The sequence below is a fragment of the Trinickia sp. genome (genome assembly GCF_036503415.1).
GTDB lineage: Bacteria > Pseudomonadota > Gammaproteobacteria > Burkholderiales > Burkholderiaceae > Trinickia.
On record NZ_DASXWY010000134.1, the window covers coordinates 13,997 to 36,884 of the forward strand.

Here is a 22,888-nt window from a genome sequence, read left to right on the forward strand (position 1 = left end):
ACCTTGGATAAAATGAGCGCCGCGCCGCCTAGCGCGCGCCGAACAATTCCTTGAGCACGTGCGCGGGGCGCCGCGCCGAGAAAAACATCGATAGCCGCGCGACGCCGGGATTGGCGAGATCGCGGATCGCGGCATCGTCGGCCAGTATCTGGCGGATCAGATCGAATTTGCGCCCGCGCTCGTTTTCGCTGAGCGGCGCGCCGGCATCCATCTCCCGCAGCATATCGACGAGCACGCGATACTCTTGCTGCAATTCGATCAGGTCGTTCCAGAGCGCCTTGCGGGCTGCGGCCAACATGCGGGCCGAGACGGCGGCGATTGCTTCGTAATGCGCAAGATATTCTGCTGTCGCGTTCATCGTTGAACTTCCGGGGAGCCTTGGGCCGCGACACGCGCAATTTCGCCGCCGATGCCGATCCAGGCTTCCTCCAGCGTCGCCAGCAGGCCGTCCACCTCGAGCAGCATCGCATCGCTTTGCTCGAGATTGGCCTCCAGGAGACGCCGGGTCATATAGCTGTAGAGAGCGTCGAGGCGCGCCGCAACCTCGCCGCCCACTTCCATGTTGAGCGATGCCTGAAGGCCGCTGCCGATAATCGCAAGCGCCTTGCCGATGGCTTCGCCGCGTGGGCCGATGTTGCCTTGCTGCAAATGCATGCGTGCCTGCGCAATGGCTCGCCGGGCGCCCTGGTAGAGCATCAGGATCAGCTGATGCGGATTCGCGCCCATCACCCCTGTCTCGACGCCGACACGCGCGTACGCGTTCGCTCCAGCGTGGCCTTGGGAAAACATCGGCGCCTCTCCTATTTTGTTCAATGGTTGCGGAAATTCGTGAAAAGCGACGCTTCTTGCGAAACGTACGGCACAGCGCTCGTGCCAGCACCCCGTAGCCAGCGCACCGTGCTCATATCGCGGTTATCGGATCAACCGGACCAAAGCTTTAGACGAAATTACGAACCTTTCTACCAGGCACGCGCGGCCCGCGTGTGCCTGTCACACCGACATCTGCATGATCTCGTTATAGGCGGTCACGAGCTTGTTGCGCACCTGCAGGCCGAATTGGAAGCCGATGTTCGCCTTCTGCATATCGACCATGACGTCGTTGAGCGACACATTCGATGCGCCGAGCTCGAACGCCTGCGATTCGCCGACCGCCTTTTGCTGATCGCCGCTGATCTTGTCGAGCGAGCTCTTGAGCGCCGCGGCAAAGCTGCCGGCGCCGCTCGCTTCCGTCTTCTCGCCAAGCGTGACCGAGCGGGCACCGCCGGCCGCCTCGGCCGCCATCGACCGCATCTGCGCGAGAGCCGATTCGAGCGGATTGACTGGCACAGTCATAGTTTCTCCGGGAGGGAAAAGGGCTGAAACGATGATCGGAGGCAGGCCAGCGCTTGCCTGACCCATTCATCGATCAGGAATGGAGCATAGCAGCGGCCCCTTTGCCAAACCCGCGAAACTAGGGGGAAAACCCGGCTCTATTCGACTGATAGCGCCGCGGGCCGTCTGGTGATAATCCTTCTCGTGAAAGTGTCCACCCGCGCCCGCTCCAGGGCCGGCGCCGGTTGGTCACCCCCGCATCCCGGAGAACCCCGACGCATGGATTCGCAGGCCAATTCCTTGATCAACCCCGACGCTCGCATGAGCCTGGCGGGCGCGCAGCCCGGCGCGGCGGCGGCAGGCGCCTTGCCTGGCGCCGGCGGCGTCGGTGCGGGCGGCGCCGAACTCGGCGGCCTCGCTCAGCGCTTCTCGTCGCTTTCGCAAATGCGCGGCAACCCGCGCGCACCGTTGATCTTCGCGGTGGCCGTCCTCATCGCCGCCATCTCCGCCCTCATTCTCTGGACCCGTTCGCCCGACTACCGGATTCTCTACAGCAACCTCTCCGATCAGGACGGCGGCGCCATTGTCGCTGCATTGCAGCAGGCCAACGTCCCCTACAAGCTCTCGGAAAGCGGCGGCGCGATTCTCGTGCCGTCCGATCAAGTCGCCGAAATGCGGCTGCGGCTCGCTTCGCAAGGCCTGCCCAAGAGCGGCTCCGTCGGCATGGAGCTGATGGACCGCGAAAAATTCGGCATCAGCCAGTTTGCCGAGCAGGTCAACTATCAGCGCGCCCTGGAAGGCGAGCTCGAGCGCACGATCCAGTCGATCTCCGTCGTGCGTGCCGCGCGCGTGCATCTGGCGATTCCGAAGCCGACCGTATTCGTGCGCGAGCGCGAAGCGCCGTCCGCCTCGGTGCTCGTCAACCTCTACCCGGGCCGCACGCTCGATGAAGGCCAGGTATCGGCGATCCAGCATATGGTCGCGTCCAGCGTGCCCCAATTGCCGTTCAAGAACGTGACCGTCGTCGACCAGGACGGCAATCTGCTCACGCAACCGGCCTCGGGTAACGGCCTCGACGCGACCCAGCTCAAGTACGTTCAGCAGATCGAGCACAACACGCAACGGCGAATCGACGCCATCCTCGCGCCGCTGTTCGGTGCGGGCAACGCGCACTCGCAAGTGAGTGCTGACATCGATTTCTCCCAAAGCGAGCAGACGGCCGAGTCCTACGGCCCGAACGGCACCCCGCAGCAGGCCGCGATCCGCAGCCAGCAGACGAGCTCGGCGACGGAAGTCGGCCAGAGCGCCGCGGGCGGCGTACCGGGCGCGCTCTCGAATACGCCGCCGCAGCCGGCTTCGGCACCGATCGTTGCAGCCAGCGGTGCGACGGCTTCGGCAAACTCCACGCCGATCAGCGAGCAGAAGAACGCGACCACCAATTACGAGCTCGACAAGCGCGTCTCCCATATGGAGCAACCGATGGGCGGCATCAAGCGGCTCTCGGCGGCGGTCGTGATCAACTACAAGCGGGTGGTCGACGCGAAGGGCCATGCCACGATGCAGCCCCTCACGACCGACGAGCTCGCCAAGGTCAACCAGCTCGTCAAGGACGCGATGGGCTTCGACGCGAAGCGCGGCGACTCCGTGAACATCGTGAACAGCACGTTCTCGACCGAAGAGGATCCGCTCGCCAACGTGCCGTGGTGGCGCCAGCCGAACATGATCGAGCTCGCTGTCCAGGCGGCGAAGTGGATCGGTATCGGCATCGCGGCACTGATCCTCTATCTGGTCATGGTCAAGCCGGTGCTCAAGCGCGCGTTCCCGCCGCTGCCCGCGCCGGGAAGCCAGGCAGCAGCGCTGGCCGGCAACGGTATCGGCACACCCGACGAGCCGGTGCTGCTCGACGGCATCCCGGCGAACGGCGGCGCATCGCCGGTCACGAACGCCATCGAGCAAAACAGCGAAATGGAAATCAACCTGCTCGCGTTCGAGAACGAGAAGCAGAAATTCGAGCGGAACCTCGATTACGCGCGGACGATCGCGCGCAAGGATCCAAAGATCGTAGCAACCGTCGTCAAGAATTGGGTGTCCGATGAGCGCTGAAGGCGTAACCAAAAGCGCGCTGCTTCTGATGTCGCTCGGCGAAGAAGAGGCCGCACAGGTATTCAAATTCCTCGGGCCGCGCGAGGTGCAGAAGATCGGCGCGACGATGGCGTCGCTCAAGAACGTGACGCGCGAGGAAGTGGAAACGGTGCTGCAGGATTTCGTCAAGGCGGCCGAGCAGCACACGGCGATGTCGCTCGATTCGGGCGATTACATCCGCTCGGTGCTGACCAAAGCGCTCGGCGAAGACAAGGCCGGCGTGCTCATCGACAGAATCTTGCAAGGCAGCGATACGAGCGGCATTGAAGGACTCAAGTGGATGGACTCGCCGGCCGTGGCCGAGCTCATCAAGAACGAGCACCCGCAGATCATCGCGACGATCCTCGTGCACCTGGACCGCGATCAGGCCTCGGAAATCCTCTCGTGCTTCACCGATCGCCTGCGCAACGACGTGCTGCTGCGCATCGCGACGCTCGACGGTATTCAGCCGCAGGCGCTGCGCGAACTCGACGACGTGCTGACGGGCCTGCTTTCCGGCAGCGACAACCTGAAGCGCAGCCCGATGGGCGGCATCCGCACGGCGGCCGAGATCCTGAACTTCATGACGAGCGTGCACGAGGAATCGGTGCTCGAAAACGTCAAGCAGTACGACGCGGACCTCGCGCAGAAAATCGTCGACCAGATGTTCGTTTTCGAGAACCTGCTCGATCTGGAAGACCGCGCGATCCAGCTCCTGCTCAAGGAAGTGGAGTCCGAAGCGCTCATCATCTCGCTCAAGGGCGCGCAGCCCGCGCTGCGTCAGAAGTTCCTCTCGAACATGTCGCAGCGTGCGGCCGAGCTGCTCGCGGAAGACCTCGATTCGCGCGGTCCCGTGCGCGTCTCCGAAGTCGAAACGCAGCAACGGCGTATCCTGCAGATCGTGCGCAATCTGGCGGAAAGCGGCCAGATCGTGATTGGCGGAAAGGCGGAAGATGCATATGTCTGATTCCGGGCGTCAGAGCGACGGTCAGATCTCGGCGTACCAGCGCTGGGAGATGGCTTCGTTCGATCCGCCTCCGCCCCCCGATCCCGTCGCCGATCGCGCTCACGAGCGCGAGCTGCTGCGCCTGCGCGACGAAGCGCACGCGCAGGGCCTCGCCTCGGGGCACGTGGCCGGCCAGGCATTGGGCTATCAGGCAGGCTTCGATCAAGGCCTCGCTCAAGGTTTCGAAAAAGGCCGTCAGGAAGCGCTGGCCGAAGCGGCGCGGCTGGCCAGTCTCGCCGAATCGTTCAAGGCCGCCCTCGACGGCGTGCAAAGCGAGCTCTCCGAAACGCTCGTCGCCCTGGCGCTCGATATCGCCCAGCAGGTCGTGCGGCAGCACATCGCGCACGATCCCGTCGCGCTCGTCGCCTGCGCGCGCGAGGTGCTGGCCGCCGAGCCCGCGCTCACGGGCGCACCGCAACTCGTCGTCAATCCGGCCGATCTGCCGGTTGTCGAAGCCTATTTGAAGGAAGAACTGGAAGCGCTGGGCTGGAGCGTGCGCACCGACGCCACGATCGAGCGCGGCGGCTGCCGCGCGCATGCCGCGAGCGGCGAGATCGACGCGTCCATCGGATCGCGCTGGGAGCGCGTGGCGGCGGCACTCGGCAAGGTGACCCAATGGTGACCGAGCGCGCCGTCGACGCACTGCGCGCGAGCGGCATGTCGCCGCTCGAAGTCGAGCTCGCCCTCGCTTCGTTCGGCCCCGAAGGCGCGCCCGAGACGGCGCCCGTCGATGCCGGCGTGCTCTCGCGCCCACGACGCGCGATTACCGCGCCCACGTTGCGCATGCCGCTCGCGACGCCCGACCCCGCGCTGGCCGCCAATCCGCATCTCGCCGCCTGGCGCGCGCGGCTGAACGGCCTGGGCCAGCGCAATGCGCTCGCCCGGCCGCTGTCCGCCTGCGGGCGGCTCACGCGCGCGGCCGGCCTCGTGCTGGAGGCGGTGGGCCTGCGGCTCGGCGTCGGAGCCGAATGCATGATCGAGCTGCCGCCCGGCAGCCCATACGCGATGGCCGAAGCCGAAGTCGTCGGTTTCGCCGCGGAGCGACTGTTCCTCATGCCGACGACCGAAGTCGCCGGCCTGTTGCCGGGCGCACGCGTCTTTCCGCGCGAAAGCGCGCCGGTGGCCGATCCGCTCGCCGGCGCCAAGCGCCTGCCGGTGGGCTGGGGCATGCTCGGGCGCGTCGTGGACGCTTCGGGGCGCCCGCTCGACGGCCTCGGCGAACTCGACACAGGCGCCGACGCCCCGCTCTCGGCCCCGTCGATCAACCCGCTGCAGCGCGAACCGATCCACAGGGTGCTCGACGTGGGCGTGCGTGCGATCAACGGCCTGCTCACCGTCGGACGCGGCCAGCGCATGGGTCTGTTCGCCGGTTCGGGCGTCGGTAAATCGGTGCTGCTCGGCCAAATGGCGCGCTACACGAGTGCCGAAGTCATCGTGATCGGCCTCATCGGCGAGCGGGGCCGCGAAGTGAAGGAATTCATCGAGCAGATCCTCGGCGAAGACGGGCTCGCGCGTTCGGTCGTCGTCGCCGCGCCGGCCGACGTCTCGCCGCTGCTGCGCATGCAGGGCGCCGCTTACGCCACCTCGCTCGCCGAATATTTCCGCGACCAGGGCAAGCATGTGCTGCTGCTGATGGACTCGCTCACGCGTTACGCGATGGCGCAACGCGAGATCGCGCTCGCGATCGGCGAGCCGCCCGCCACGAAAGGCTATCCGCCTTCGGTCTTCGCCAAGCTGCCGGCACTCGTCGAGCGCACGGGCAACGGCCCCGCGGGCGGCGGCTCGATCACCGCGTTCTATACGGTGCTGACCGAGGGTGACGACCAGCAGGACCCCATCGCCGACGCGGCCCGCGCGATTCTCGACGGTCATATCGTGTTGTCCCGCACGCTCGCGGAAGCCGGACATTACCCGGCGATCGACATCGAAGCGTCGATTTCGCGAGCGATGACGGCACTGATCGACGACAAACATCTGGATCGCGTGCGTGTTTTCAAACAGATGCTGTCGCGCTACCAGCGCAATCGCGATCTGATCAACGTCGGGGCCTACGCGAGCGGCCGCGACGCGCTGCTGGACCGGGCGATTGCGCTCTATCCGCGCATCGAGGCTTTCCTGCAGCAGGGTTTTCGCGAATGCGCAGCATTCGATTCAAGCCTCACGATGCTGGGTGCGTTGTTCGAGTAAATGGGTGACAAACAAGGAGTCACAGGATGGCGAAGCATTTCCCGATCAAGACGCTCGTCGATCTCGCTCAGGACGATCTGGACGCTGCCACCAAGCAGCTCGGACGTGTACAGCGCGAGCGTGCCGACATCGAGACGCAGTTGGCCGACTTGATCCGCTATCGCGACGAATATCACGCAAGTTTCTCGAACTCCGCGCAAGCCGGCATGCCGGCCGGAAACTGGCGCAACTTCCAGGCGTTCATCGATACCCTCGATGCCGCCATCGACCAGCAGCGGCGCCTCCTGGCAGCCGCCACCTCGCGCGTGGAGGCCGCCAAGCCCGAGTGGGTGCGGCAAAAGCAGAAGCTCGGCTCCTACGAAGTGCTGCAGGCGCGCGGCGAAGCCGCTGAAGCGCGCGTGGCCGCCAAGCGCGAGCAGCGCGAATCCGACGAACACGCCGCGAAGATCCTGCGCATGCGCGCGGAGAGTTTGAACTGATTGACTGACCGGCCGGATCGGACCGCCGGCCGTCCGATTATTGAATCGATTTATCCGATGCGTCGCCAGACGATGACAGACGCACGGCAGCAAGGGGCATCACATGTCGTTTTTCTCTTTCCTCGACTCGGTTTCGGGCCCGGGCGCCGCCACGGGCAAGGCCGCAGCGGCCCGCCAGTCGGCGAGTTCCGCCGCGCCTGCCGTACCGTTCTCGCAGACGCTGCAGCAAAGCATCGACGCGCAGCAAAGCGCACCGGCACCGGCCAAGGCCGAACCCGCCAACAACGCGAAAAATAGTTCGCCGGCCAGCTCGGGCAATGCCGCGGACGCGGCCAATTCAGCCGCCGCGCAAGCCAACTCGGCAAACGCGGGCGCGGCGAAGCCGGCTGATAGCGGTTCGCAGGCCGACGCAGCGGCGAGTACCAGCGCGAATACGGCCGGAAACTCCGCGGGCACGAGCGACGGGACGAAGGCGAGCGGCAACGAAAAGCGCACGGATGGTGCGAACGGCGACCGACAGGCCAGCGCCTCGCAAAACGCGAATGCCAATGCAGGGAGCGCCGCCGATCAGGCCGCGGCCAGCGCCGCGGCGGCAGCACAGGCCCAGGCGCAAGCTCAAGCTCAAGCGGGCGCACAAAGCGCGCAAAGCGATGCCGCAAGCGCTGCCACCACCGACGGCAATTCCGAGCTGGCGGGCGTGACGGCGACGGGCGGCAAGAAAACCGGCACGGCCGAGCCCAAATCGGTGCGGGCCGCGTTGGAAGCTGCCCTCGCGGCGCAAATGGGCGGCCAAGGCGCCGCGGCGGCTGCGGCAGCAGGCCCGGGCGGAGCCACGGTGCTCGGCAACAGCGGCAATACCGGCGCCGGCGGACTCGGCACGGGTAATCTCGCGAACGGCGTCGGTGCGCCGCCGCTCTCGTCGAAGGGCCTGGCGGCACTGACCGGCGACGGCAAGAACGGCAATGCCGGCGCGGCCAACGCGGCAGCGCTGAACGCCAAGGCGGCGCAAGGCGGCGCCAACGCACAGGACGCGAGCGCGTCGGCTGCCCAGGCGCTGGCGGCAAGCGGTGCCTCGAATCCCGGCGCCGCCGCGGACTTCTCCACACTGAAGGACACGGCCGAAGCGGCACGCGCCGCGCTGGCCGCCGCTCAGGCGGCTCAGCAGGCACAAGGCACGCAGGCGACGAGTGCGACGGCCGCCGCGGCCACGACGAGCGCATCGGCCGCGGCCGCCACGCTCGCGCCGCAGGTCGGCACGCCCGATTGGGAAGATGCGCTGAGCCAGAAAGTCGTCTTCCTCTCCAACGCTCATCAGCAAAGCGCGGAACTCACGCTCAATCCGCGCGATCTGGGTCCGCTGCAAGTCGTGTTGCAAGTCGCGGACAATCACGCCCACGCGCTGTTCGTCTCGCAGCACGCGCAGGTTCGCGAAGCCGTGGAAGCCGCGCTGCCGAAGCTGCGCGACGCGCTCGAAGCCGGCGGCCTCGGGCTCGGCAGCGCAAGCGTCAGCGATGGCTTCGCGCGCCAGAACGGCCAGCAAGACGCCCGCTCGGGCAACGGCGGCAACGGCCGGGGCCGCGGCGGCAGCTTCGGGGGCGGCAGTGCGGACGATGCCGTCGCCTCGACGGCGAGCGTCCCGGTGCGTCGCCAAGTCGGAATCGTCGATACCTTCGCCTGACGGCACCCTGGCGTAGCAGGTTCGGACCGATGGCAACCGGCAGCTCCGGTTGCCGGTCCCGCAGCGCGACTGACGCCTCGCGTGCCCGACTCGCCTGCCCGCCCTCGTCTTCCCTTGCGCCCGCGCCGGCCGAGCAGTTCGACCGGCAGCATCAAGGAATCCCCCCGCGTGCCGATAACGCAGAGACCACCTCGCGCGGCCCAGGCGTCATCGCGGTCCGTTTTTTGCTCTGATCTGAGCAATGAATACGTCCTGTCCCGGCTCACTTTCCGCCGCGACGGGCCCGCGGCGCTGGGTTTGACCGGCCGGGTCAAAGAGACGAGATGGCATCGAATCTCCCTTCTTTTCGGCTTATCGCCGAAAGCGGCTTTGACCAACAATCCTACCTATCGCTCATAAGCAACGCATTGCCATGGCAACCACGACCGCAACGCAGCAGCCAGCCGCCACCTCCGCCAAGCCCGGGAAACTGACACGTCTCGTGCTGATCGTTCTGATCGCCCTCGGGGCCGCCGCGGCAGCCGCGGGCGGTACGTACTTCTTTCTCGCCAAGCATGGTCCGTCGAAGCCCGTGGCGCCTCCGCCACCTCCGCCGCCCGTGTTTTTCGCGCTCGATCCGATGACGGTGAACCTGCTCTCGGACGACGGCCAGCATTACCTGCGCGTGGGCCTCACGCTGAAGATCGCCGACGAGAAGATGCAGGCGCGCCTGACCGAGCACATGCCCGAGCTGCGAAGCCGGATCCTGCTCGATCTGTCGAACAAGCATCCGGAGGAGCTCTCGACGCTCGAAGGCAAGCATGCCCTCGCGAACGAGCTCAGGGCGCTGATCGAGCAGCCGACCGATGCCGGCGCGCCGCCGGCCAAGGTACAGGAAGTGCTGTTCACGGAATTCGTCGTCCAGTAATGGGTCGCCGGTCGAAGGCATTGCGCCGCATCCCACCAATCGCAACGAGGGACGAATAAAGGTATGGGCCACGAAGAGTTCATGTCCCAGGAGGAAGTCGATGCACTCCTCAAGGGCGTAACTGGCGAGTCCGATGCGGATGCGGAGCATGGCGACAAGGCCACTGTTCGCCCGTACAACATCGCCACGCAAGAGCGCATCGTTCGCGGCCGGATGCCCGGTCTCGAAATCATCAACGAGCGGTTCGCGCGCTTGATGCGCATCGGCATCTTCAATTTCATGCGCCGCACGGCAGAGATTTCCGTGGGGCCCGTGAAGGTGCAAAAGTACAGCGAGTTCACGCGCAATCTGCCGATTCCGACGAACCTGAACCTCGTTCATATCAAGCCGCTCAGGGGCACGTCGCTCTTCGTGTTCGATCCGAATCTCGTGTTCTTCGTGGTCGATAACCTCTTCGGCGGCGACGGCCGTTTTCATACGCGGGTCGAAGGACGCGATTTCACGGCAACCGAGCAGCGCATCATCGGCAAGCTGCTGAACCTCGTGTTCGATCACTATTCGACCGCCTGGAAAAGCGTGCGGCCGCTGCAGTTCGAGTTCATGCGCTCGGAAATGCACACGCAGTTCGCCAACGTCGCGACGCCGAACGAAATCGTCATCGTCACGCAGTTTTCGATCGAATTCGGCTCGACCGGCGGCACGCTGCACATCTGCATGCCCTACTCGATGATCGAGCCGATCCGCGACGTGCTGTCTTCGCCGATCCAGGGCGAGGCGCTCGAAGTCGACCGCCGCTGGGTGCGCGTGCTGTCGCAGCAGGTTCAATCGGCCGAGGTGGAACTGACGGCCGACCTCGCCGCGATACCGGTCACGTTCGAGGACATCCTCAATATGCGCGCCGGCGATGTGCTGCCGATCAACATTCCCGAGCAGGTCACCGCGAAAGTCGACGGTGTGCCGGTCATGGAATGCGGCTACGGAATTTTCAATGGTCAATACGCGCTGCGCGTGCAAAAGATGATCAGCGCGGCCGATACGATGAAGGAAGGTGGATATGAGTGATCTGAACGCGACGCCGGGCGACGGCGCCCGGGAGCTCGAGGCCCAGATGGCGGCGGCCATGCAGGCCGAGAAAGCGGCCGCCACGGCTGCCGACGCCGAAACGGGCCTCGATGACTGGGCCAGCGCGCTCGCCGAGCAAAACTCGAACGAGACGCCCACGGCCGCCGCGGGCGTGTTCCAGCCGCTCTCGAAAGTCGCGCCCGCCTCGACGCGCAACGACATCGACATGATCCTCGATATCCCCGTGCAGATGACGGTCGAGCTCGGGCGCACGAAGATCGCGATCCGCAACCTGCTGCAGCTCGCGCAAGGCTCTGTCGTCGAACTCGACGGGCTCGCCGGCGAGCCGATGGACGTACTCGTGAACGGCTGCCTGATCGCGCAGGGCGAAGTCGTCGTCGTCAACGACAAGTTCGGCATCCGGCTCACCGACATCATTACGCCGTCCGAACGGATTCGTAAGCTGAACCGATGAAAGGGCTCATGCGTCGGCAAGGCATCCTGCCGGTACCGCAAGCAGTACGCGCAGCCGGTCTGGCGCTCGCCATGGCGTCGGCGGCCATTGCGCCGAGCGTCGCCGACGCAGCCGATCTGAACGCAGTCAACCACGCGGCGAGCATCGCATCGGGCGTCGGTGCCGGAACGGCCGTGCCGTCGCTCGGCGTCGGCGCCGTGCTGCAAACGCTGGTTGGCCTCGCCGTCGTCATCGGGCTCGTGTTTGCGTGCGCGTGGCTCGCGCGGCGCTTCGGCCTGCAGCCGTCGGCGCGCGGCAATGTCGTACGCACCGTCGGCGGGGTCTCGCTGGGTGGCAAGGAGCGAGTCGCCGTCGTCGAGATCGGCGATACGTGGCTCGTGCTCGGGGCCGCCCCCGGTAACGTGCGGCTCCTGCATACGCTGCCGGCCGGCTCCATCGATCTCACGCGCCGCGGGCCCGGTTCACCGGGGCCCGCCGACTCACCCGACGACGCCGCCACGCAGGCGGGCACGTTCGGCTCGCGATTTCGCGCCGCGCTGGCGGGCGAAGCCAAAAAGCGTTTTACCCGGCCTTCGGGCGGAGGCAAGTAAATGTCGTTGTGCCGTGTCGAGCGGTTTGCGCGAGCCTTCGCGCCCGTGTTGCCGCTTCTCGTTCTGATTCTCGCGCTCGCGCCGTCGGGCGCCTTCGCACAGGCCAACGGTCTGCCGGCGTTCACGACGAGCCCGGGCCCGAACGGCGGTACGACCTATTCGCTGAGCGTGCAGACGATGCTGCTGCTCACGATGCTGTCGTTCCTGCCGGCGATGGTGCTCATGATGACGAGCTTCACGCGCATCATCATCGTGCTCTCGCTGCTGCGCCAGGCGATCGGCACGACGACGACGCCGCCGAACCAGGTGCTCGTCGGTCTCGCGCTGTTTCTGACGCTGTTCGTCATGTCTCCCGTGCTCGACAAGGCTTACCAGGACGGCTACAAGCCGTTCTCCGAGGGCGCGATCCCGATGGAGACGGCCGTGCAGCGCGGCGTGGTGCCGTTCAAGACGTTCATGCTGCGTCAAACGCGCGAATCGGATCTCGCCCTGTTCGCCAAGATTTCGCATGCGCCCGCGATGCAAGGCCCTGAGGATGTGCCGCTTTCGCTGCTCGTGCCGGCCTTCGTCACGAGCGAGCTGAAAACGGGCTTCCAGATCGGCTTCACGATCTTCATTCCGTTTCTCATCATCGATATGGTCGTGGCAAGCGTGCTGATGTCGATGGGGATGATGATGGTGTCGCCCGTCACGATTTCGCTGCCGTTCAAATTGATGCTGTTCGTGCTCGTCGATGGATGGCAGTTGCTGATCGGCTCGCTCGCGCAGAGCTTTTCCTGACCCAGATTGCCTTCGAAGTTGCCGCCATGACGCCGGAATCCGTTCTCACCCTCGCTCACCGCGCGATGTACGTCGCGTTGCTGCTGACCGCGCCGCCGCTCCTCGTCTCGCTCGTCGTGGGCCTGCTCGTCAGTTTTTTTCAGGCAGCCACACAGATCAACGAGGCCACGCTGTCGTTCATTCCGAAGCTCGTCGCCGTGACCGTCACGCTCGTGATCGCAGGACCGTGGATGTTGCAGATCGTGCTCGACTACATGCGCCAGATGCTGACGAGCATTCCCTCGCTGGCCGGCTGAGCGTGCATTAGCGCTCAGCCAGCACCGGCCCGGCACGACGATGCTCACCGTCACCTACGCTCAGCTGAACGCCTGGCTTACCGCGTTTCTTTGGCCATTCGTGCGCATTGCCGCGCTCGTTGCCACCGCGCCCGCGTTCAGCCAGTCGAGCGTGCCCGCCCGTGTGAAGATCGGTTTGGCCGCCTTTATCACGCTCATCGTGGCGCCGACCCTCGGCGCGCTGCCGGCCGTGACCGTGTTCTCGGCGCAGGGCGTCTGGATCATGGTCAATCAGTTCATCGTCGGCGCGGCGCTCGGCCTTACGATGCAGCTCGCGTTCACCGCCATCGATATGGCCGGATCGCTGATCGGGCTGCAAATGGGGCTCGGCTTCGCCACGTTTTTCGATCCGAGCTCGAACGCTTCGTCGGAAGTCGTTTCGCGCTATCTGCATACGATCGCGCTGCTGGCCTTTCTCGCCTTCGATGGGCACTTGCAAGTGATCAACGCGTTGATCGGTTCGTTTCAGTCGGTGCCGATCGACGCCGCGCTACTCGGCGCGCCGGGCTGGCGGACGCTCGTCCAATGGGGTGGCGCGATTTTCTCGGCGGGGCTGCTGCTTGCGCTGCCGGTCGTCGTCGCACTGCTCGTGGCGACGTTATCGCTCGGCATCCTGAACCGGGCCGCGCCGCAAATCGGCGTTTTTCAGGTCGGCTTTCCGGTCACGTTGATGGTCGGGCTGCTGCTCGTGCAGCTCATGCTGCCCAATATGATTCCGTTTTTCGCGCATCTGTTCGATCTTGGCGTCGATGCGATGGGGCGCGTGGCGGGATCGCTCGCACCCCATCCTTGAGCGCGTCGGCGAGCTCGCCTCGTTCCGAGCCGCCTGCGCGCCAACGCTGACGCCAGGCATCGATTACATGTACTGGAACAGCGACAGCCCCTGAATCTTCACGAAGCTTTGCTGCGCCGCCTGCAACGCGTTTTGCGTGAGCTGGTATTGGCTGATCGCCGACACCATGTCGACATCGGTCACGTTCGACAGGTCGTTCGTCGCTTGCAGCGAGTTGTTCTTCGTCGTCGTCTGCAGTGCCGTCAGCTCCTGCTCGCGCCCGCCCACCGACGCCTGCACCACCGTGATCGCCGTCAGCGAGTTTTGAAAGCGCGTCAGGCCCGTCGCCAGATCGTTCGACAGCGTCGCCTTGGCCGCCGGGTTGTTGTCCGCCGGCGTCTGAAGCGAGGCGATCATCGAATCGATCGTCGAGAACACGCTGCTGTTCGCCGAAGTCGTCGCGGGCGTCACCGTGAACGTATCGGCCGGATTCGGCGCACCCGAAATCGACACCGTCATACCGGTGCCGAGCGCGATCGGCGCATTGGCCGTGAACGCGGTGGCAGCCGTCGTCGAGCCGGTCGTATTGTCCGTCACCGTGTAGGTCGGCGCGGCGGCCGTTCCGCCAAACGTGATCGTGAACTTGTCGCCGTTCGTCGCAACCGAAGGATTGTTGTTCGCCACGCGGCCGATGACGCCCGTTCCCGTGTTAGCGGCCGAGCCCGCGGCAACAGGCGAGGTGCCGATCGACGGCACCGACAAAAACACGCTCGCGCCCGTATCGTTCGTCGTGATCTGATGCGAATCGGCCACCTGCACCTGGCGCTGGCCATTGTCGCCCAGATAGTTCACGCCGCCCGCGGCATTGTTCGTGAAGGGTTGCGTCGTGGCCTGGAAACCCGAAAAGAGGTAGTTCCCGGAACTGTCGCTCGTGTTCGCGAGCGTCAGCAACTGGTCGCGATAGCCTTGCATCGTCTTCGCGATGGACACGCGATCGGAGTCCTGCAACGTGCCGTCGCCGGCGCGCACGATCAGCGAATTGATGCTCTGCATGACGTTGGTCACGCTCGAAAGCGTCTTGTCCTCGATTTGCAGCGAGGTCTGCGCCGAGTTCTGATTCGTCGTGTACTGCGTGAGCGTCGCCGTCGTCATCGTCAACTGCACGGCCTGCGCCGCATAGAGCGGATTGTCGGCCGGCGTCTGCAGCAACTGCCCCGTCGAAATCTGCTGATAGAGCTGATTGAGCGACGACTGCTGGTTGTCCATCGTCTGGACACTTTGCGCGAACAACTGTGAGGAAGAAATACGCATCGCTTTGCACCTTAGCCGAAGATACCCATCAGAGTCTGGAACATCGACTCGGCGGACTGAATGACTTTGCTGTTGGCCTGATAGAGCTGCTGATACTTCAACAGGTTGGCCGCTTCCTCATCGAGGTTCACACCCGAGACCGATTGCTGTGCCGCCGTGATCTGCGAAACGAGCGCCGTTTGCGCGGTGTTCGCCGATTTCAGCTGGGTGGCCGCGTTGCCGACGTTGTTGACGTAGTTCGCGTAGGCGCCCGTCAAGGTGGCCGTGCCATTGCCGAGCGTCGTGGTGGAGACGAGCTTCGACATCGCCAGCGCGTTGCGGCCATCGGCCGTGCCGGTGTTCTTCGCAATCGTGAGCGTGTCGCCGTTCGCGGGCGCGCCGCTCATCGTGAAGGTCATGCCGTTGTAGGTGTACGTGTTGCCCGCCGCGTACGGGAACGACGTTCCCGTGGTCGCGGCCGCGCCGTTCACCGAAACGCTCGCGGCGGCAGGCCAGCCGTCGAGCGTATTCGTCGCCGAGTTGTAGGTCAGCGTGAGCGGCGTGGCCGGCAGCGTGTAGCCGGCCGAGACCGTGCCTTGCGTGACGGTCCCCGTGCCCGTATTCGTGGTCGATGTCGACACGAGCACCGGTGACGCCGCCGCAATCGCCGACGTGTTCGACGTCGCGAGCGCGAAGCTGTTCAGTGCGCCGCGCGTCGGCTGGATCGTGAACGAATCGCCCGAGTTCATCGTCCCGGAGAGCGTCAATGCGAGGCCACCTATCGTCACCGAACCGGCACCCAGCGCCGTGCTCGTGCCGATCGTCGAGCCCGACGCGTTGTCCGTCAGGGTATAGGTGGTGCCGTTGTATGACAGCGTGTAGTCGCCGGCAGTCGGCTGCGAGCCGTTGGCGAACGCCACCGACAGCGTGGAGGTGCCGGTGTTTTGCAGATTCGAGTAGACGGTCGGCGCCGCCACGCTGAACAGGTTGCCGCCCACATTGGCCGACAGGTCCAGACCGAGCGTGTTTTGCGAATTGACCTGGTTCACGAAGCTCGTGGCGACGGCGCCAAGCTGCGCTTGCGCCGGATCGAGCGTCTGGCTGCGAAACGTGAGCAAGCCGCCGACGGTTCCGCCCGAGAGCACCGAGCTGGACAGATATTGCGTCGTCGCAGGCGTCGTGCCCGCAAGCCCGTTATAAGTGACATCCAGTTCGCTCGGGTCGCCCGACGACACTTTGGTGCCCAGATCGAAGCTTTGGTTCGAGACCACGAGCGGCTGACCGCTGCTCAGAAAAACGCTGTAGCCGTTCGCGCCCTGTACAACGGAGACACCCACCGCCTTCGAGAGGTCGGCAACAGCCTGATCGCGCTGGTCGAGCAGCTGGTTCGGCGGCTGCCCCTGCCCGCTCGCGTTCGCGATCTGCGCGTTGAGGTCCGCGATCTGCTTCGAATAGCCGTTGATCTGGTTGACGGTCGTCGTCAATTGCTGGTTCACCGTTTGGCGCAGCTGGTCGTATTGCGCGCCGGTCGCGGTGATCTGGCTCGCGAGCGTTTGCGCGGCGCTCATCGCGCCCTGGCGCGTGGCGAGGCTGCTCGGATCGTTCGCGACGTTCTGCAAGCCCGTGAAGTAGGCGGTGATGGCCGTGGAGATCCCGGCCGTCGGGCTGCCGATCAGGTTGTTCAGCTGCGAGGCCATCGAATAGTTCGTGGTCAGCGCACTGCTCGTCGATTGCGCGTTGTTGAGCTCGGTCGAGAGGTACTGGCTGTAGTTGCGCGCCACGGTCACCGACGACACGCCGCCGCCCATGTACCCCGCGCCCGTGTACTGCCCGCTCGCTTCGGCGTAGACGGGATTCTCCACGGTGTAGCCCGTGGTCGACGCGTTGCTGATGTTGTTGCTCGTCGTCGTCAGGCCCCACTGGGCGGCCGCCAGCCCCGAAAGGCCGATGCTGAAGATGTTGTTGGACATGCGTCTTCCTGAAGGACGGCGAGCTTCGTTGCCACCGCCTCGTTGAGGGAACACATGTATATCGGCCGCGCGCCGGAAAATTTAAGGGCACAGATCGACATGACGCGACGCTTTTTCGGCATCGGTGGGCGGGCCGGGGAGACCCGCGTGGGGCGGTCGCGCGCCAGCGCGGCGCGACCGTTTCGTCTTCAGGCGCGCACGAGCGAGCGGCGCTTCATTTCGAGTTGCGTAATCAGCCGCTGCAGGGTGTTTTCGGCGCTGCCGGGTAGCGATACGAACCGCATGCCGAGCTGGTAGCGCCGGCCGCCGTTGGGCAGTTCGGTCGCGCGCAGCGAAACGAGCTCGAGATCGAGCGAGAGCGTACCGTGTCCGTTCAGATTGACCTCGACGTCTTGCAGCGTCGCGCCCATCGGCAATTCGACGACGCGCTCGTCGGCCGTGCGCAGGCCGATGCCGCCGAGTGAAATGTCGTGGATCTCGAAGCGGAACGCCTCGCCCTCGGGCAGTTGGCCGCGGCAGAAGTACGGATCGAGAATGGGCGCATCGACGCGGAAATACTCGCGCCGCTGCACGTAGTAGAGCACTTCGGGAAACGCCGCCTCGAACGCGGGGAGCCCTTCGAAGCGGGTCTCGGCCGGCGTCGGCGTGGAAAACTCGACGCGCACGCCTTCGGGCGAGGCCCGGAACGTACAGCTCGGCGAGGCGAGCATGCCGCGGTTTTGCTCGGCCAGCGCGCCCCAGTCGAAGATGAACGTGCGCTCTCTCACATCGACATCGAGAATACGCGTGACGAGCTGACCGCTCTTGTATTGAACGGTCAAAAAGTCTCCGCGATTGGCGAGGTTGCGCAGTTGCACCCCGATCTCAAGCGGATTGCGCCGCCCGAAGTCGAGAGCGGGTTCTACGTCTTCCTCCATCGAATCGTTCGACTGATTGGTATCCATGGGCTTGCCGTATGCGTGGTCGCGTCGGAGCGCGCAAGGCGCCGACGCACGTGCTTTCGGATACCTTGCGGCGATCCGAAAAGGGACTATCTGATTAGCGGCATCAAACGTGCAAAGTTTAGAGGCAATCCGGAAATAATTTTTCTAATTTTTGTGAACCGCGCGAGCGCCAGTCTGGGCGGGCCGAAGCGGGCAAATCCGGTGAGATTGTCGGGCGGCTCCGATCCCTGAGTGAGTCGATGCCCCGATAGTTGAAAGTTGCGGCTTCGGCCAGCCATCTTTCGATAGCCGGCCGTACCGTCTTCTACTGCCTGGCCCCGTCGCGCCCGAAGGCACCCCCGTGAGCAGATTTCGTCATCACACCATCTGCTGCATGATGGAAATCAGTTTCTTCGCGTAATGCGGGTCCGTTGCGTAACCGGCCCGCTGCATCCCGTGTGCAAAGCTTGCGGCATCGTGCGCGTTGTTGACGACCGATGCGTAGCGCGGATTGTTGCGCAGCATGTTCGCGTAATCCGTCATCGCGTCCTGATACGAATCGTAGGCGCGGAACTTCTCGACCACCTTGCGGGGCCGGCCGTTCACGTACTCGGTCGTGACCGTCGACACCGTCTTGCCCGTCCAGTCCTTGGTAGCCTTGATGCCGAACACGTTGTGGCTCGGCGAGCCGTTCGCATTCCTGATCTCGCCCTTGCCCCAGCCCGATTCGAGCGCCGCCTGGCCGATGATGAACCGCGCGGGAATACCCGTTGCCGCCGCCGCGGCCTGGGCCGGCGCAGCCATCTTGTCGACGAACGCATCGACTTTCGACGAATTGCCGTTGCCGTGCAACGGCGGCGTGAGCGAGCTCGCGGCCGAATAGCCGGCGCCCTTCGACAGCGAGCCGTTGGCCGCCGCGTTCGAATAGGCGCGCGCCAGCGCGTTCATCATTGCCGCATTGCCTTCGGCACCGATGCCGCCCCCGCTACCGGCAGCACCGAGCGCGCCCATCGCGCCCGAAGCCCCTGACGCACCCGCCGCGCCGTTCGCGCCGGCACCCGGGACGCTGCGCGAGAGCTGCTTGATCAGCGCATCGGCCACGCCGACACCCTTGGACGACATCTGCTGGGCGAGCTGCTCGTCGAGCATCGACGTGAACTGCGCGCCGTCGCGCGAATCCAGCGGGCTGTCTTGCGGCGTCGCCTCGCGCATGCTCTTGAGCATCATTTGCAGGAACACGGCATCGAACTGCTTGGCCACCCCCTTGAGGCTTTGTTGCGGAGACGCGGCGGCTTGAGCGCGCAAGGCGTCGAAACCTTGCACGTCGAGCGCGAAGCGCTGCGACAAATCCGTTGCGGTGTTGGGTACGTTCGATTCCATCTGTGCCTCCTGGGAGCCCGTCGAATACGCGCTGACGAGCCCTTATATGATCTCGAGGTCCGCGCGCAATGCGCCTGCGGCCTTCATTGCCTGCAGGATCGACATGAGATCCGCGGGCGTGGCGCCAAGCGTGTTGAGCGCCTTGACGACTTCGGCGAGATTCGCGCCGGCCGTCACGAACTTCAATGCTCCGTTGTCCTGCTTGAGCTGAATCTGCGACTGCGGCACCGCCACCGTCGAACCGTTCGAGAATGCGTTGGGCTGGCTGACTGCCGTCGTCGTATTGACGATGACCGACAGATTGCCGTGCGCCACGGCGCAGTTTTGCAGCGTCACCATCTGGTTCATCACGATCGAGCCCGTGCGCGCGTTGAGAATCACCTTGGCCGCGGCCTGGGCCGGTTTGACTTCGATGTTCTGAAGCTGCGCCATGAAGGCGACCTGCTGCGCCGGGTCGGTGGGCGCCCGCAACTGGATCGTGCGGCCGTCGAGCGGCATCGCCGTCCCGCTGCCGAACATGTTGTTGACAGCCGCCACGACACGCTGCGTCGTGTCGTAGTCCATATCGTTGAGTTCCATTTGCAGCGTCCCGGCCTGCGAGACCTGCGTCGGCACCGAGCGCTCGACGATCGCGCCGCCCGTGATCCGGCCGGCCGCGAGTTGGTTGATCTGCACCTTGCTGCCGTTCGCGCTGGCGCCGGCGCCGCCGATGGCGACGTTGCCCTGAGCGAGCGCATAGACCTGGCCGTCTGCACCCTTGAGCGGCGTGAGCAGCAGCGTGCCGCCCCGCAGGCTCTTCGCATTGCCGAGCGACGAGACTGTCACGTCGATCGCCTCGCCCGGACGCGCAAACGGCGGCAGGGTTGCGGTGACCATCACCGCGGCGACGTTCTTCAGTTGCATGTTCGACGATGCCGACGAACCGCTCGAGCCGTTGCTGTTCAGCGAAATGCCGAGGTTGGCGAGCATGTTCGTGAGCGTTTGCGTCGTGAACGGCGTTTGCGTCGTCTGATCGCCCGTGCCGTCGAGACCGACGATCAAGCCGTAGCCGATGAGCGGATTGTCCCGCACGCCCTGGAATTGCACGAGATCCTTCAACCGCTCGGCATGTGCGTTGCCCGCGAATACCAGCATGGCGGGAAGGACGATGAGCGTGAGCAAGCCGCGTAATGCCGCGCCGACACGCCGAGTGGAAACGGTATCCATGATCACCACGGCAAGACGTTCAGGAAAAATCGTTGCAGCCAGCCCATCGTCTCTGCCTCGTTGATGTAGCCCTTGGCCGAGTATTCGATGCGCGCGTCGGCCACGCGCGTCGAGAGCACACTGTTGTCGCCCGCGACGGTGTTCGGATTGACGACCCCGGAAAAACGCACGAACTCGTTGCCCTGGTTGATGAGCATCTGCTTCTGACCGCTCACGACGAGGTTTCCGTTGGGCAGCACGTTCGTGACCGTGACGGTGATCGTGCCGTCGAACGTATTCGACGCGTTCGCACCGCCCGTACCCTGGAACGTATTGTTGCCTGACGCGCTCAGGTTGACCTTGTTGAACAAACCGCCGAGAAAGCCCGCGGTCGGGACCGACGTCGCCGTCGAGCCCGCGCGGCCGGCGCCCGCTGCGGAGGACTTCGTCGCGTTGATCTTTTCCTGAATCACGATCGTCAGGATGTCGCCGATATTGCGCGGCCGCTGGTCTTCGAAAAGGGGCCTGCCCGCAAACCCGGGGTTGTAGATCGATCCGGTGGGCTGCGGCGCCGGAGGCAACGGCGGCGTGGCCGTCATCGGCTGCTGCGTGATCGGCTCCCGGTGCTCGACATACGCACAGCCGGCGAACGTGCTCGTCAGCAGGCCTGCGAGCGCGCCTGCGTGGATCAGCGAGAGCGTTGCACGCAGCGTGCGCATGCGAAACGGAATGGGGCTCGTGTGCGACATCTTCCTTTACCGCCTGTTTCTTCGAGAATGCTGCCGATCGCCTTAAACCGACATCTGGCTCAAGGTCTGCAGCATCTGGTCCGAAGTCTGGACCGCCTTGCTGTTGATTTCGTACGCGCGCTGCGTCTGGATCATGTTCACGAGCTCTTGCACGACGTTCACGTTCGACGCTTCGACGTAGCCCTGATTGAGCGTGCCGGCGCCGTTCAGGCCCGGCGTCGAGACGTTCGGCGCGCCCGACGAAGCGGTTTCCATCAACAGGTTCTGACCTTTCGATTCGAGACCGGCCGGATTGATGAAGGTGGCCAGTTGCACCGTGCCGATGGTCTGATTCGTCGTCGAGCCGGCCACGGTGATGCTGACCGCGCCGTCGGTGCCGATCGTCATCGAGGTCGCGTTTTGCGGAATCGTGATGGCCGGAATCACCTGGTAGCCGCTCGACGTGACGAGCTGGCCCTGCGCGTTGGTCTGGAACGAGCCGTCGCGCGTGTAAGCCGTCGTGCCGTCGGGCATCTGCACCTGGAAGAAGCCGTTGCCGTTGATGGCGATGTCCTTCGAGTTGCCCGTTTGCTGCAGATTGCCCTGCGTGTAGAGGCGCTCCGTGGCGACTTGCTCCACACCGGTGCCGATCTGGCTGCCGGAGGGCAGCTCCGTTTGCTGAGTCGAGTTCGCACCGGGCTGGCGCAGCGTTTGATAGATGAGATCCTGGAACACGGCGCGCGAACCCTTGAACCCGTTCGTGCTGACGTTGGACAGGTTGTTCGAGATCACGTCCATCTGGGCCTGCTGGGCGTTCATGCCCGTGGCGGCGATATAGAGCGAGCGGTTCACGGTAAAACTTCTCCTGAAATGAGGGGGCCGGTTTCGTCGAGCGAACCGGTCAGCTGAACTGCAGCAGCTGGTTTGCCGTCTGCTCGTTCTGATCGGCCGTCTGGAGCAGCTTGGTCTGCATCTGGAACTGCCGTGCGTTGGTAATCATCGAGACCATCGCCGCCACGGGATTGACGTTGCTGCCCTCGAGCGCGCCCGAGGCCACCGTGACAGTGGGATCCGCATCGGCCGGCTGGCCGTCGGCCGCGCGGAAGAGTCCGTCGTCGCCGCGCTGCAACGAACCCGGGCTCGGGTTGACGAGCTTCAATTGGTCGATGACGGCAAGCGCCGCGGGCGGATCGCCCGGCATCAACGCCGTGATCGTGCCGTCCTTGCCTATCGTGACCTCGGCGCCGGGCGGAATCGAAATGGGCCCGCCGCTGCCGACCACCGGCAGGTTGCTGGCCGTCACGAGCTGCCCGTTCTGGTCCACGTGAAGATTGCCGGCACGCGTATAGGCTTCGTTGCCGTCCGCCGTTTGCACGGACAGCCAGCCCTGGCCTTGTATCGCGACGTCGAGCGGGTTGCCCGTCTGCGAGATCGCACCCGGCGCGAAATCGGCCCCCGGCGTCGACGAGAGCACGAACGTGCGCGTCGTGTCGGGGTTGATCGTCGAGCCATCGCCGAAATTCATCGGCGCCGACCGGTAGGTCGAGAGTTGCGCGCGAAAGCCCGTCGTCGAGACGTTCGCCAGGTTGTTGGCGACGGTGGCCTGCTGCTCGAGCGTCTGGCTCGCGCCCGTCATCGCCGTATAGATCAGTCGGTCCATGACTCGCCTTTTCCGATGAAGTCGTGAGTGCCCGGTCCTGAGAAGCGCA

The 22,888-nt window shown here is 65.0% G+C and carries 24 protein-coding genes; 13 read left to right on the forward strand and 11 right to left on the reverse strand.

What is annotated here, in order from left to right:
* Positions 1 to 28: 28 nt before the first annotated feature.
* The 3 genes from VGL01_RS16885 to fliE form a co-directional block, all read right to left on the reverse strand.
* The gene (locus VGL01_RS16885) at positions 29 to 358 is read right to left on the reverse strand and encodes a flagellar protein FliT (RefSeq protein WP_331571296.1); all 330 of its coding nucleotides are present in this window, start codon (positions 356 to 358) and stop codon (positions 29 to 31) included.
* The gene (gene fliS, locus VGL01_RS16890) at positions 355 to 789 is read right to left on the reverse strand and encodes a flagellar export chaperone FliS (protein WP_331571297.1); all 435 of its coding nucleotides are present in this window, start codon (positions 787 to 789) and stop codon (positions 355 to 357) included. Before fliS ends, VGL01_RS16885 begins: the two co-directional genes overlap by 4 nt.
* Positions 790 to 990: 201 nt before the next feature.
* Positions 991 to 1,332 (reverse strand): flagellar hook-basal body complex protein FliE, encoded by a 342-nt coding sequence (gene fliE / locus VGL01_RS16895; protein ID WP_331571298.1) that lies wholly within the window; start codon positions 1,330 to 1,332, stop codon positions 991 to 993.
* Between the two features lie 258 nt (positions 1,333 to 1,590).
* Here fliE and fliF point away from each other — a divergent pair, with 258 nt between their 5' ends.
* The 13 genes from fliF (at position 1,591) to fliR (ending at position 13,724) form a co-directional block, all read left to right on the forward strand.
* Positions 1,591 to 3,414 carry a flagellar basal-body MS-ring/collar protein FliF gene (fliF, locus tag VGL01_RS16900; protein ID WP_331571299.1) on the forward strand — a complete coding sequence of 608 codons (1,824 nt, stop codon included), beginning with the start codon at positions 1,591 to 1,593 and terminating at the stop codon, positions 3,412 to 3,414.
* Positions 3,404 to 4,399: a flagellar motor switch protein FliG gene (fliG, locus tag VGL01_RS16905; RefSeq protein WP_331571301.1), complete on the forward strand. Its 996-nt coding sequence runs from the start codon at positions 3,404 to 3,406 to the stop codon at positions 4,397 to 4,399. The genes fliF and fliG overlap by 11 nt, the downstream gene beginning before the upstream one ends.
* A complete protein-coding gene (gene fliH, locus VGL01_RS16910) occupies positions 4,386 to 5,060 on the forward strand; it encodes a flagellar assembly protein FliH (RefSeq protein WP_331571303.1) in 675 nt (224 codons plus the stop codon). The genes fliG and fliH overlap by 14 nt, the downstream gene beginning before the upstream one ends.
* The gene (fliI, locus tag VGL01_RS16915; RefSeq protein WP_331571305.1) at positions 5,054 to 6,625 is read left to right on the forward strand and encodes a flagellar protein export ATPase FliI; all 1,572 of its coding nucleotides are present in this window, start codon (positions 5,054 to 5,056) and stop codon (positions 6,623 to 6,625) included. The genes fliH and fliI overlap by 7 nt, the downstream gene beginning before the upstream one ends.
* A gap of 26 nt (positions 6,626 to 6,651) precedes the next feature.
* Positions 6,652 to 7,104 carry a flagellar export protein FliJ gene (gene fliJ / locus VGL01_RS16920; RefSeq protein WP_331571307.1) on the forward strand — a complete coding sequence of 151 codons (453 nt, stop codon included), beginning with the start codon at positions 6,652 to 6,654 and terminating at the stop codon, positions 7,102 to 7,104.
* Between the two features lie 103 nt (positions 7,105 to 7,207).
* Positions 7,208 to 8,782 carry a flagellar hook-length control protein FliK gene (locus tag VGL01_RS16925; RefSeq protein WP_331571309.1) on the forward strand — a complete coding sequence of 525 codons (1,575 nt, stop codon included), beginning with the start codon at positions 7,208 to 7,210 and terminating at the stop codon, positions 8,780 to 8,782.
* A gap of 412 nt (positions 8,783 to 9,194) precedes the next feature.
* Complete coding sequence (gene fliL, locus VGL01_RS16930; protein WP_331571311.1) at positions 9,195 to 9,689, forward strand: flagellar basal body-associated protein FliL; 495 nt, start codon at positions 9,195 to 9,197, stop codon at positions 9,687 to 9,689.
* Positions 9,690 to 9,752: 63 nt separating this feature from the next.
* Entirely contained in the window at positions 9,753 to 10,751 is a 999-nt protein-coding gene (fliM, locus tag VGL01_RS16935; RefSeq protein WP_331571313.1) for a flagellar motor switch protein FliM, read from the forward strand.
* Positions 10,744 to 11,226 carry a flagellar motor switch protein FliN gene (fliN, locus tag VGL01_RS16940; RefSeq protein ID WP_331571315.1) on the forward strand — a complete coding sequence of 161 codons (483 nt, stop codon included), beginning with the start codon at positions 10,744 to 10,746 and terminating at the stop codon, positions 11,224 to 11,226. Before fliM ends, fliN begins: the two co-directional genes overlap by 8 nt.
* Positions 11,223 to 11,816 (forward strand): flagellar biosynthetic protein FliO, encoded by a 594-nt coding sequence (gene fliO, locus VGL01_RS16945; protein ID WP_414720282.1) that lies wholly within the window; start codon positions 11,223 to 11,225, stop codon positions 11,814 to 11,816. Before fliN ends, fliO begins: the two co-directional genes overlap by 4 nt.
* The gene (fliP, locus tag VGL01_RS16950) at positions 11,817 to 12,596 is read left to right on the forward strand and encodes a flagellar type III secretion system pore protein FliP (RefSeq protein ID WP_331571317.1); all 780 of its coding nucleotides are present in this window, start codon (positions 11,817 to 11,819) and stop codon (positions 12,594 to 12,596) included. It abuts the gene before it with no gap.
* Positions 12,597 to 12,622: 26 nt separating this feature from the next.
* On the forward strand, positions 12,623 to 12,892 hold the full coding sequence (gene fliQ, locus VGL01_RS16955) for a flagellar biosynthesis protein FliQ (protein ID WP_331571319.1): 270 nt from the start codon (positions 12,623 to 12,625) through the stop codon (positions 12,890 to 12,892).
* Positions 12,893 to 12,932: 40 nt separating this feature from the next.
* The gene (fliR, locus tag VGL01_RS16960) at positions 12,933 to 13,724 is read left to right on the forward strand and encodes a flagellar biosynthetic protein FliR (RefSeq protein WP_331571321.1); all 792 of its coding nucleotides are present in this window, start codon (positions 12,933 to 12,935) and stop codon (positions 13,722 to 13,724) included.
* Between the two features lie 63 nt (positions 13,725 to 13,787).
* On the opposite strand, the gene flgL is transcribed toward fliR, so the two are convergent.
* The 8 genes from flgL to flgF form a co-directional block, all read right to left on the reverse strand.
* Positions 13,788 to 15,014, reverse strand: coding sequence for a flagellar hook-associated protein FlgL (gene flgL / locus VGL01_RS16965; RefSeq protein WP_331571322.1), 1,227 nt, complete (start codon positions 15,012 to 15,014; stop codon positions 13,788 to 13,790).
* A gap of 11 nt (positions 15,015 to 15,025) precedes the next feature.
* A complete protein-coding gene (gene flgK / locus VGL01_RS16970) occupies positions 15,026 to 16,963 on the reverse strand; it encodes a flagellar hook-associated protein FlgK (RefSeq protein WP_331571323.1) in 1,938 nt (645 codons plus the stop codon).
* A 188-nt stretch (positions 16,964 to 17,151) separates the two neighbouring features.
* Positions 17,152 to 17,907, reverse strand: coding sequence for a flagellar brake protein (locus VGL01_RS16975; protein ID WP_331571324.1), 756 nt, complete (start codon positions 17,905 to 17,907; stop codon positions 17,152 to 17,154).
* Positions 17,908 to 18,264: 357 nt separating this feature from the next.
* Positions 18,265 to 19,266 carry a flagellar assembly peptidoglycan hydrolase FlgJ gene (flgJ, locus tag VGL01_RS16980; protein ID WP_331571325.1) on the reverse strand — a complete coding sequence of 334 codons (1,002 nt, stop codon included), beginning with the start codon at positions 19,264 to 19,266 and terminating at the stop codon, positions 18,265 to 18,267.
* Between the two features lie 42 nt (positions 19,267 to 19,308).
* Positions 19,309 to 20,472, reverse strand: coding sequence for a flagellar basal body P-ring protein FlgI (locus VGL01_RS16985; protein ID WP_414720283.1), 1,164 nt, complete (start codon positions 20,470 to 20,472; stop codon positions 19,309 to 19,311).
* Positions 20,473 to 20,474: 2 nt separating this feature from the next.
* Positions 20,475 to 21,170 (reverse strand): flagellar basal body L-ring protein FlgH, encoded by a 696-nt coding sequence (locus VGL01_RS16990; RefSeq protein ID WP_331571341.1) that lies wholly within the window; start codon positions 21,168 to 21,170, stop codon positions 20,475 to 20,477.
* Between the two features lie 72 nt (positions 21,171 to 21,242).
* Complete coding sequence (gene flgG, locus VGL01_RS16995; RefSeq protein WP_173255969.1) at positions 21,243 to 22,031, reverse strand: flagellar basal-body rod protein FlgG; 789 nt, start codon at positions 22,029 to 22,031, stop codon at positions 21,243 to 21,245.
* Positions 22,032 to 22,080: 49 nt separating this feature from the next.
* Positions 22,081 to 22,839, reverse strand: coding sequence for a flagellar basal-body rod protein FlgF (flgF, locus tag VGL01_RS17000; RefSeq protein WP_331571328.1), 759 nt, complete (start codon positions 22,837 to 22,839; stop codon positions 22,081 to 22,083).
* Between the last annotated feature and the right edge of the window lie 49 nt (positions 22,840 to 22,888).

What these genes read in the sequence shown, in the direction of transcription:
- VGL01_RS16885 (WP_331571296.1), bottom strand. Translation starts at nt 358, where the DNA reads ATGAACGCGACAGCAGAATATCTTGCGCATTACGAAGCAATCGCCGCC.
- fliS (WP_331571297.1), bottom strand. Translation starts at nt 789, where the DNA reads ATGTTTTCCCAAGGCCACGCTGGAGCGAACGCGTACGCGCGTGTCGGC.
- fliE (WP_331571298.1), bottom strand. Translation starts at nt 1,332, where the DNA reads ATGACTGTGCCAGTCAATCCGCTCGAATCGGCTCTCGCGCAGATGCGG.
- fliF (WP_331571299.1), top strand. Translation starts at nt 1,591, where the DNA reads ATGGATTCGCAGGCCAATTCCTTGATCAACCCCGACGCTCGCATGAGC.
- fliG (WP_331571301.1), top strand. Translation starts at nt 3,404, where the DNA reads ATGAGCGCTGAAGGCGTAACCAAAAGCGCGCTGCTTCTGATGTCGCTC.
- fliH (WP_331571303.1), top strand. Translation starts at nt 4,386, where the DNA reads ATGCATATGTCTGATTCCGGGCGTCAGAGCGACGGTCAGATCTCGGCG.
- fliI (WP_331571305.1), top strand. Translation starts at nt 5,054, where the DNA reads ATGGTGACCGAGCGCGCCGTCGACGCACTGCGCGCGAGCGGCATGTCG.
- fliJ (WP_331571307.1), top strand. Translation starts at nt 6,652, where the DNA reads ATGGCGAAGCATTTCCCGATCAAGACGCTCGTCGATCTCGCTCAGGAC.
- VGL01_RS16925 (WP_331571309.1), top strand. Translation starts at nt 7,208, where the DNA reads ATGTCGTTTTTCTCTTTCCTCGACTCGGTTTCGGGCCCGGGCGCCGCC.
- fliL (WP_331571311.1), top strand. Translation starts at nt 9,195, where the DNA reads ATGGCAACCACGACCGCAACGCAGCAGCCAGCCGCCACCTCCGCCAAG.
- fliM (WP_331571313.1), top strand. Translation starts at nt 9,753, where the DNA reads ATGGGCCACGAAGAGTTCATGTCCCAGGAGGAAGTCGATGCACTCCTC.
- fliN (WP_331571315.1), top strand. Translation starts at nt 10,744, where the DNA reads ATGAGTGATCTGAACGCGACGCCGGGCGACGGCGCCCGGGAGCTCGAG.
- fliO (WP_414720282.1), top strand. Translation starts at nt 11,223, where the DNA reads ATGAAAGGGCTCATGCGTCGGCAAGGCATCCTGCCGGTACCGCAAGCA.
- fliP (WP_331571317.1), top strand. Translation starts at nt 11,817, where the DNA reads ATGTCGTTGTGCCGTGTCGAGCGGTTTGCGCGAGCCTTCGCGCCCGTG.
- fliQ (WP_331571319.1), top strand. Translation starts at nt 12,623, where the DNA reads ATGACGCCGGAATCCGTTCTCACCCTCGCTCACCGCGCGATGTACGTC.
- fliR (WP_331571321.1), top strand. Translation starts at nt 12,933, where the DNA reads ATGCTCACCGTCACCTACGCTCAGCTGAACGCCTGGCTTACCGCGTTT.
- flgL (WP_331571322.1), bottom strand. Translation starts at nt 15,014, where the DNA reads ATGCGTATTTCTTCCTCACAGTTGTTCGCGCAAAGTGTCCAGACGATG.
- flgK (WP_331571323.1), bottom strand. Translation starts at nt 16,963, where the DNA reads ATGTCCAACAACATCTTCAGCATCGGCCTTTCGGGGCTGGCGGCCGCC.
- VGL01_RS16975 (WP_331571324.1), bottom strand. Translation starts at nt 17,907, where the DNA reads ATGGATACCAATCAGTCGAACGATTCGATGGAGGAAGACGTAGAACCC.
- flgJ (WP_331571325.1), bottom strand. Translation starts at nt 19,266, where the DNA reads ATGGAATCGAACGTACCCAACACCGCAACGGATTTGTCGCAGCGCTTC.
- VGL01_RS16985 (WP_414720283.1), bottom strand. Translation starts at nt 20,472, where the DNA reads ATGGATACCGTTTCCACTCGGCGTGTCGGCGCGGCATTACGCGGCTTG.
- VGL01_RS16990 (WP_331571341.1), bottom strand. Translation starts at nt 21,170, where the DNA reads ATGCGCACGCTGCGTGCAACGCTCTCGCTGATCCACGCAGGCGCGCTC.
- flgF (WP_331571328.1), bottom strand. Translation starts at nt 22,839, where the DNA reads ATGGACCGACTGATCTATACGGCGATGACGGGCGCGAGCCAGACGCTC.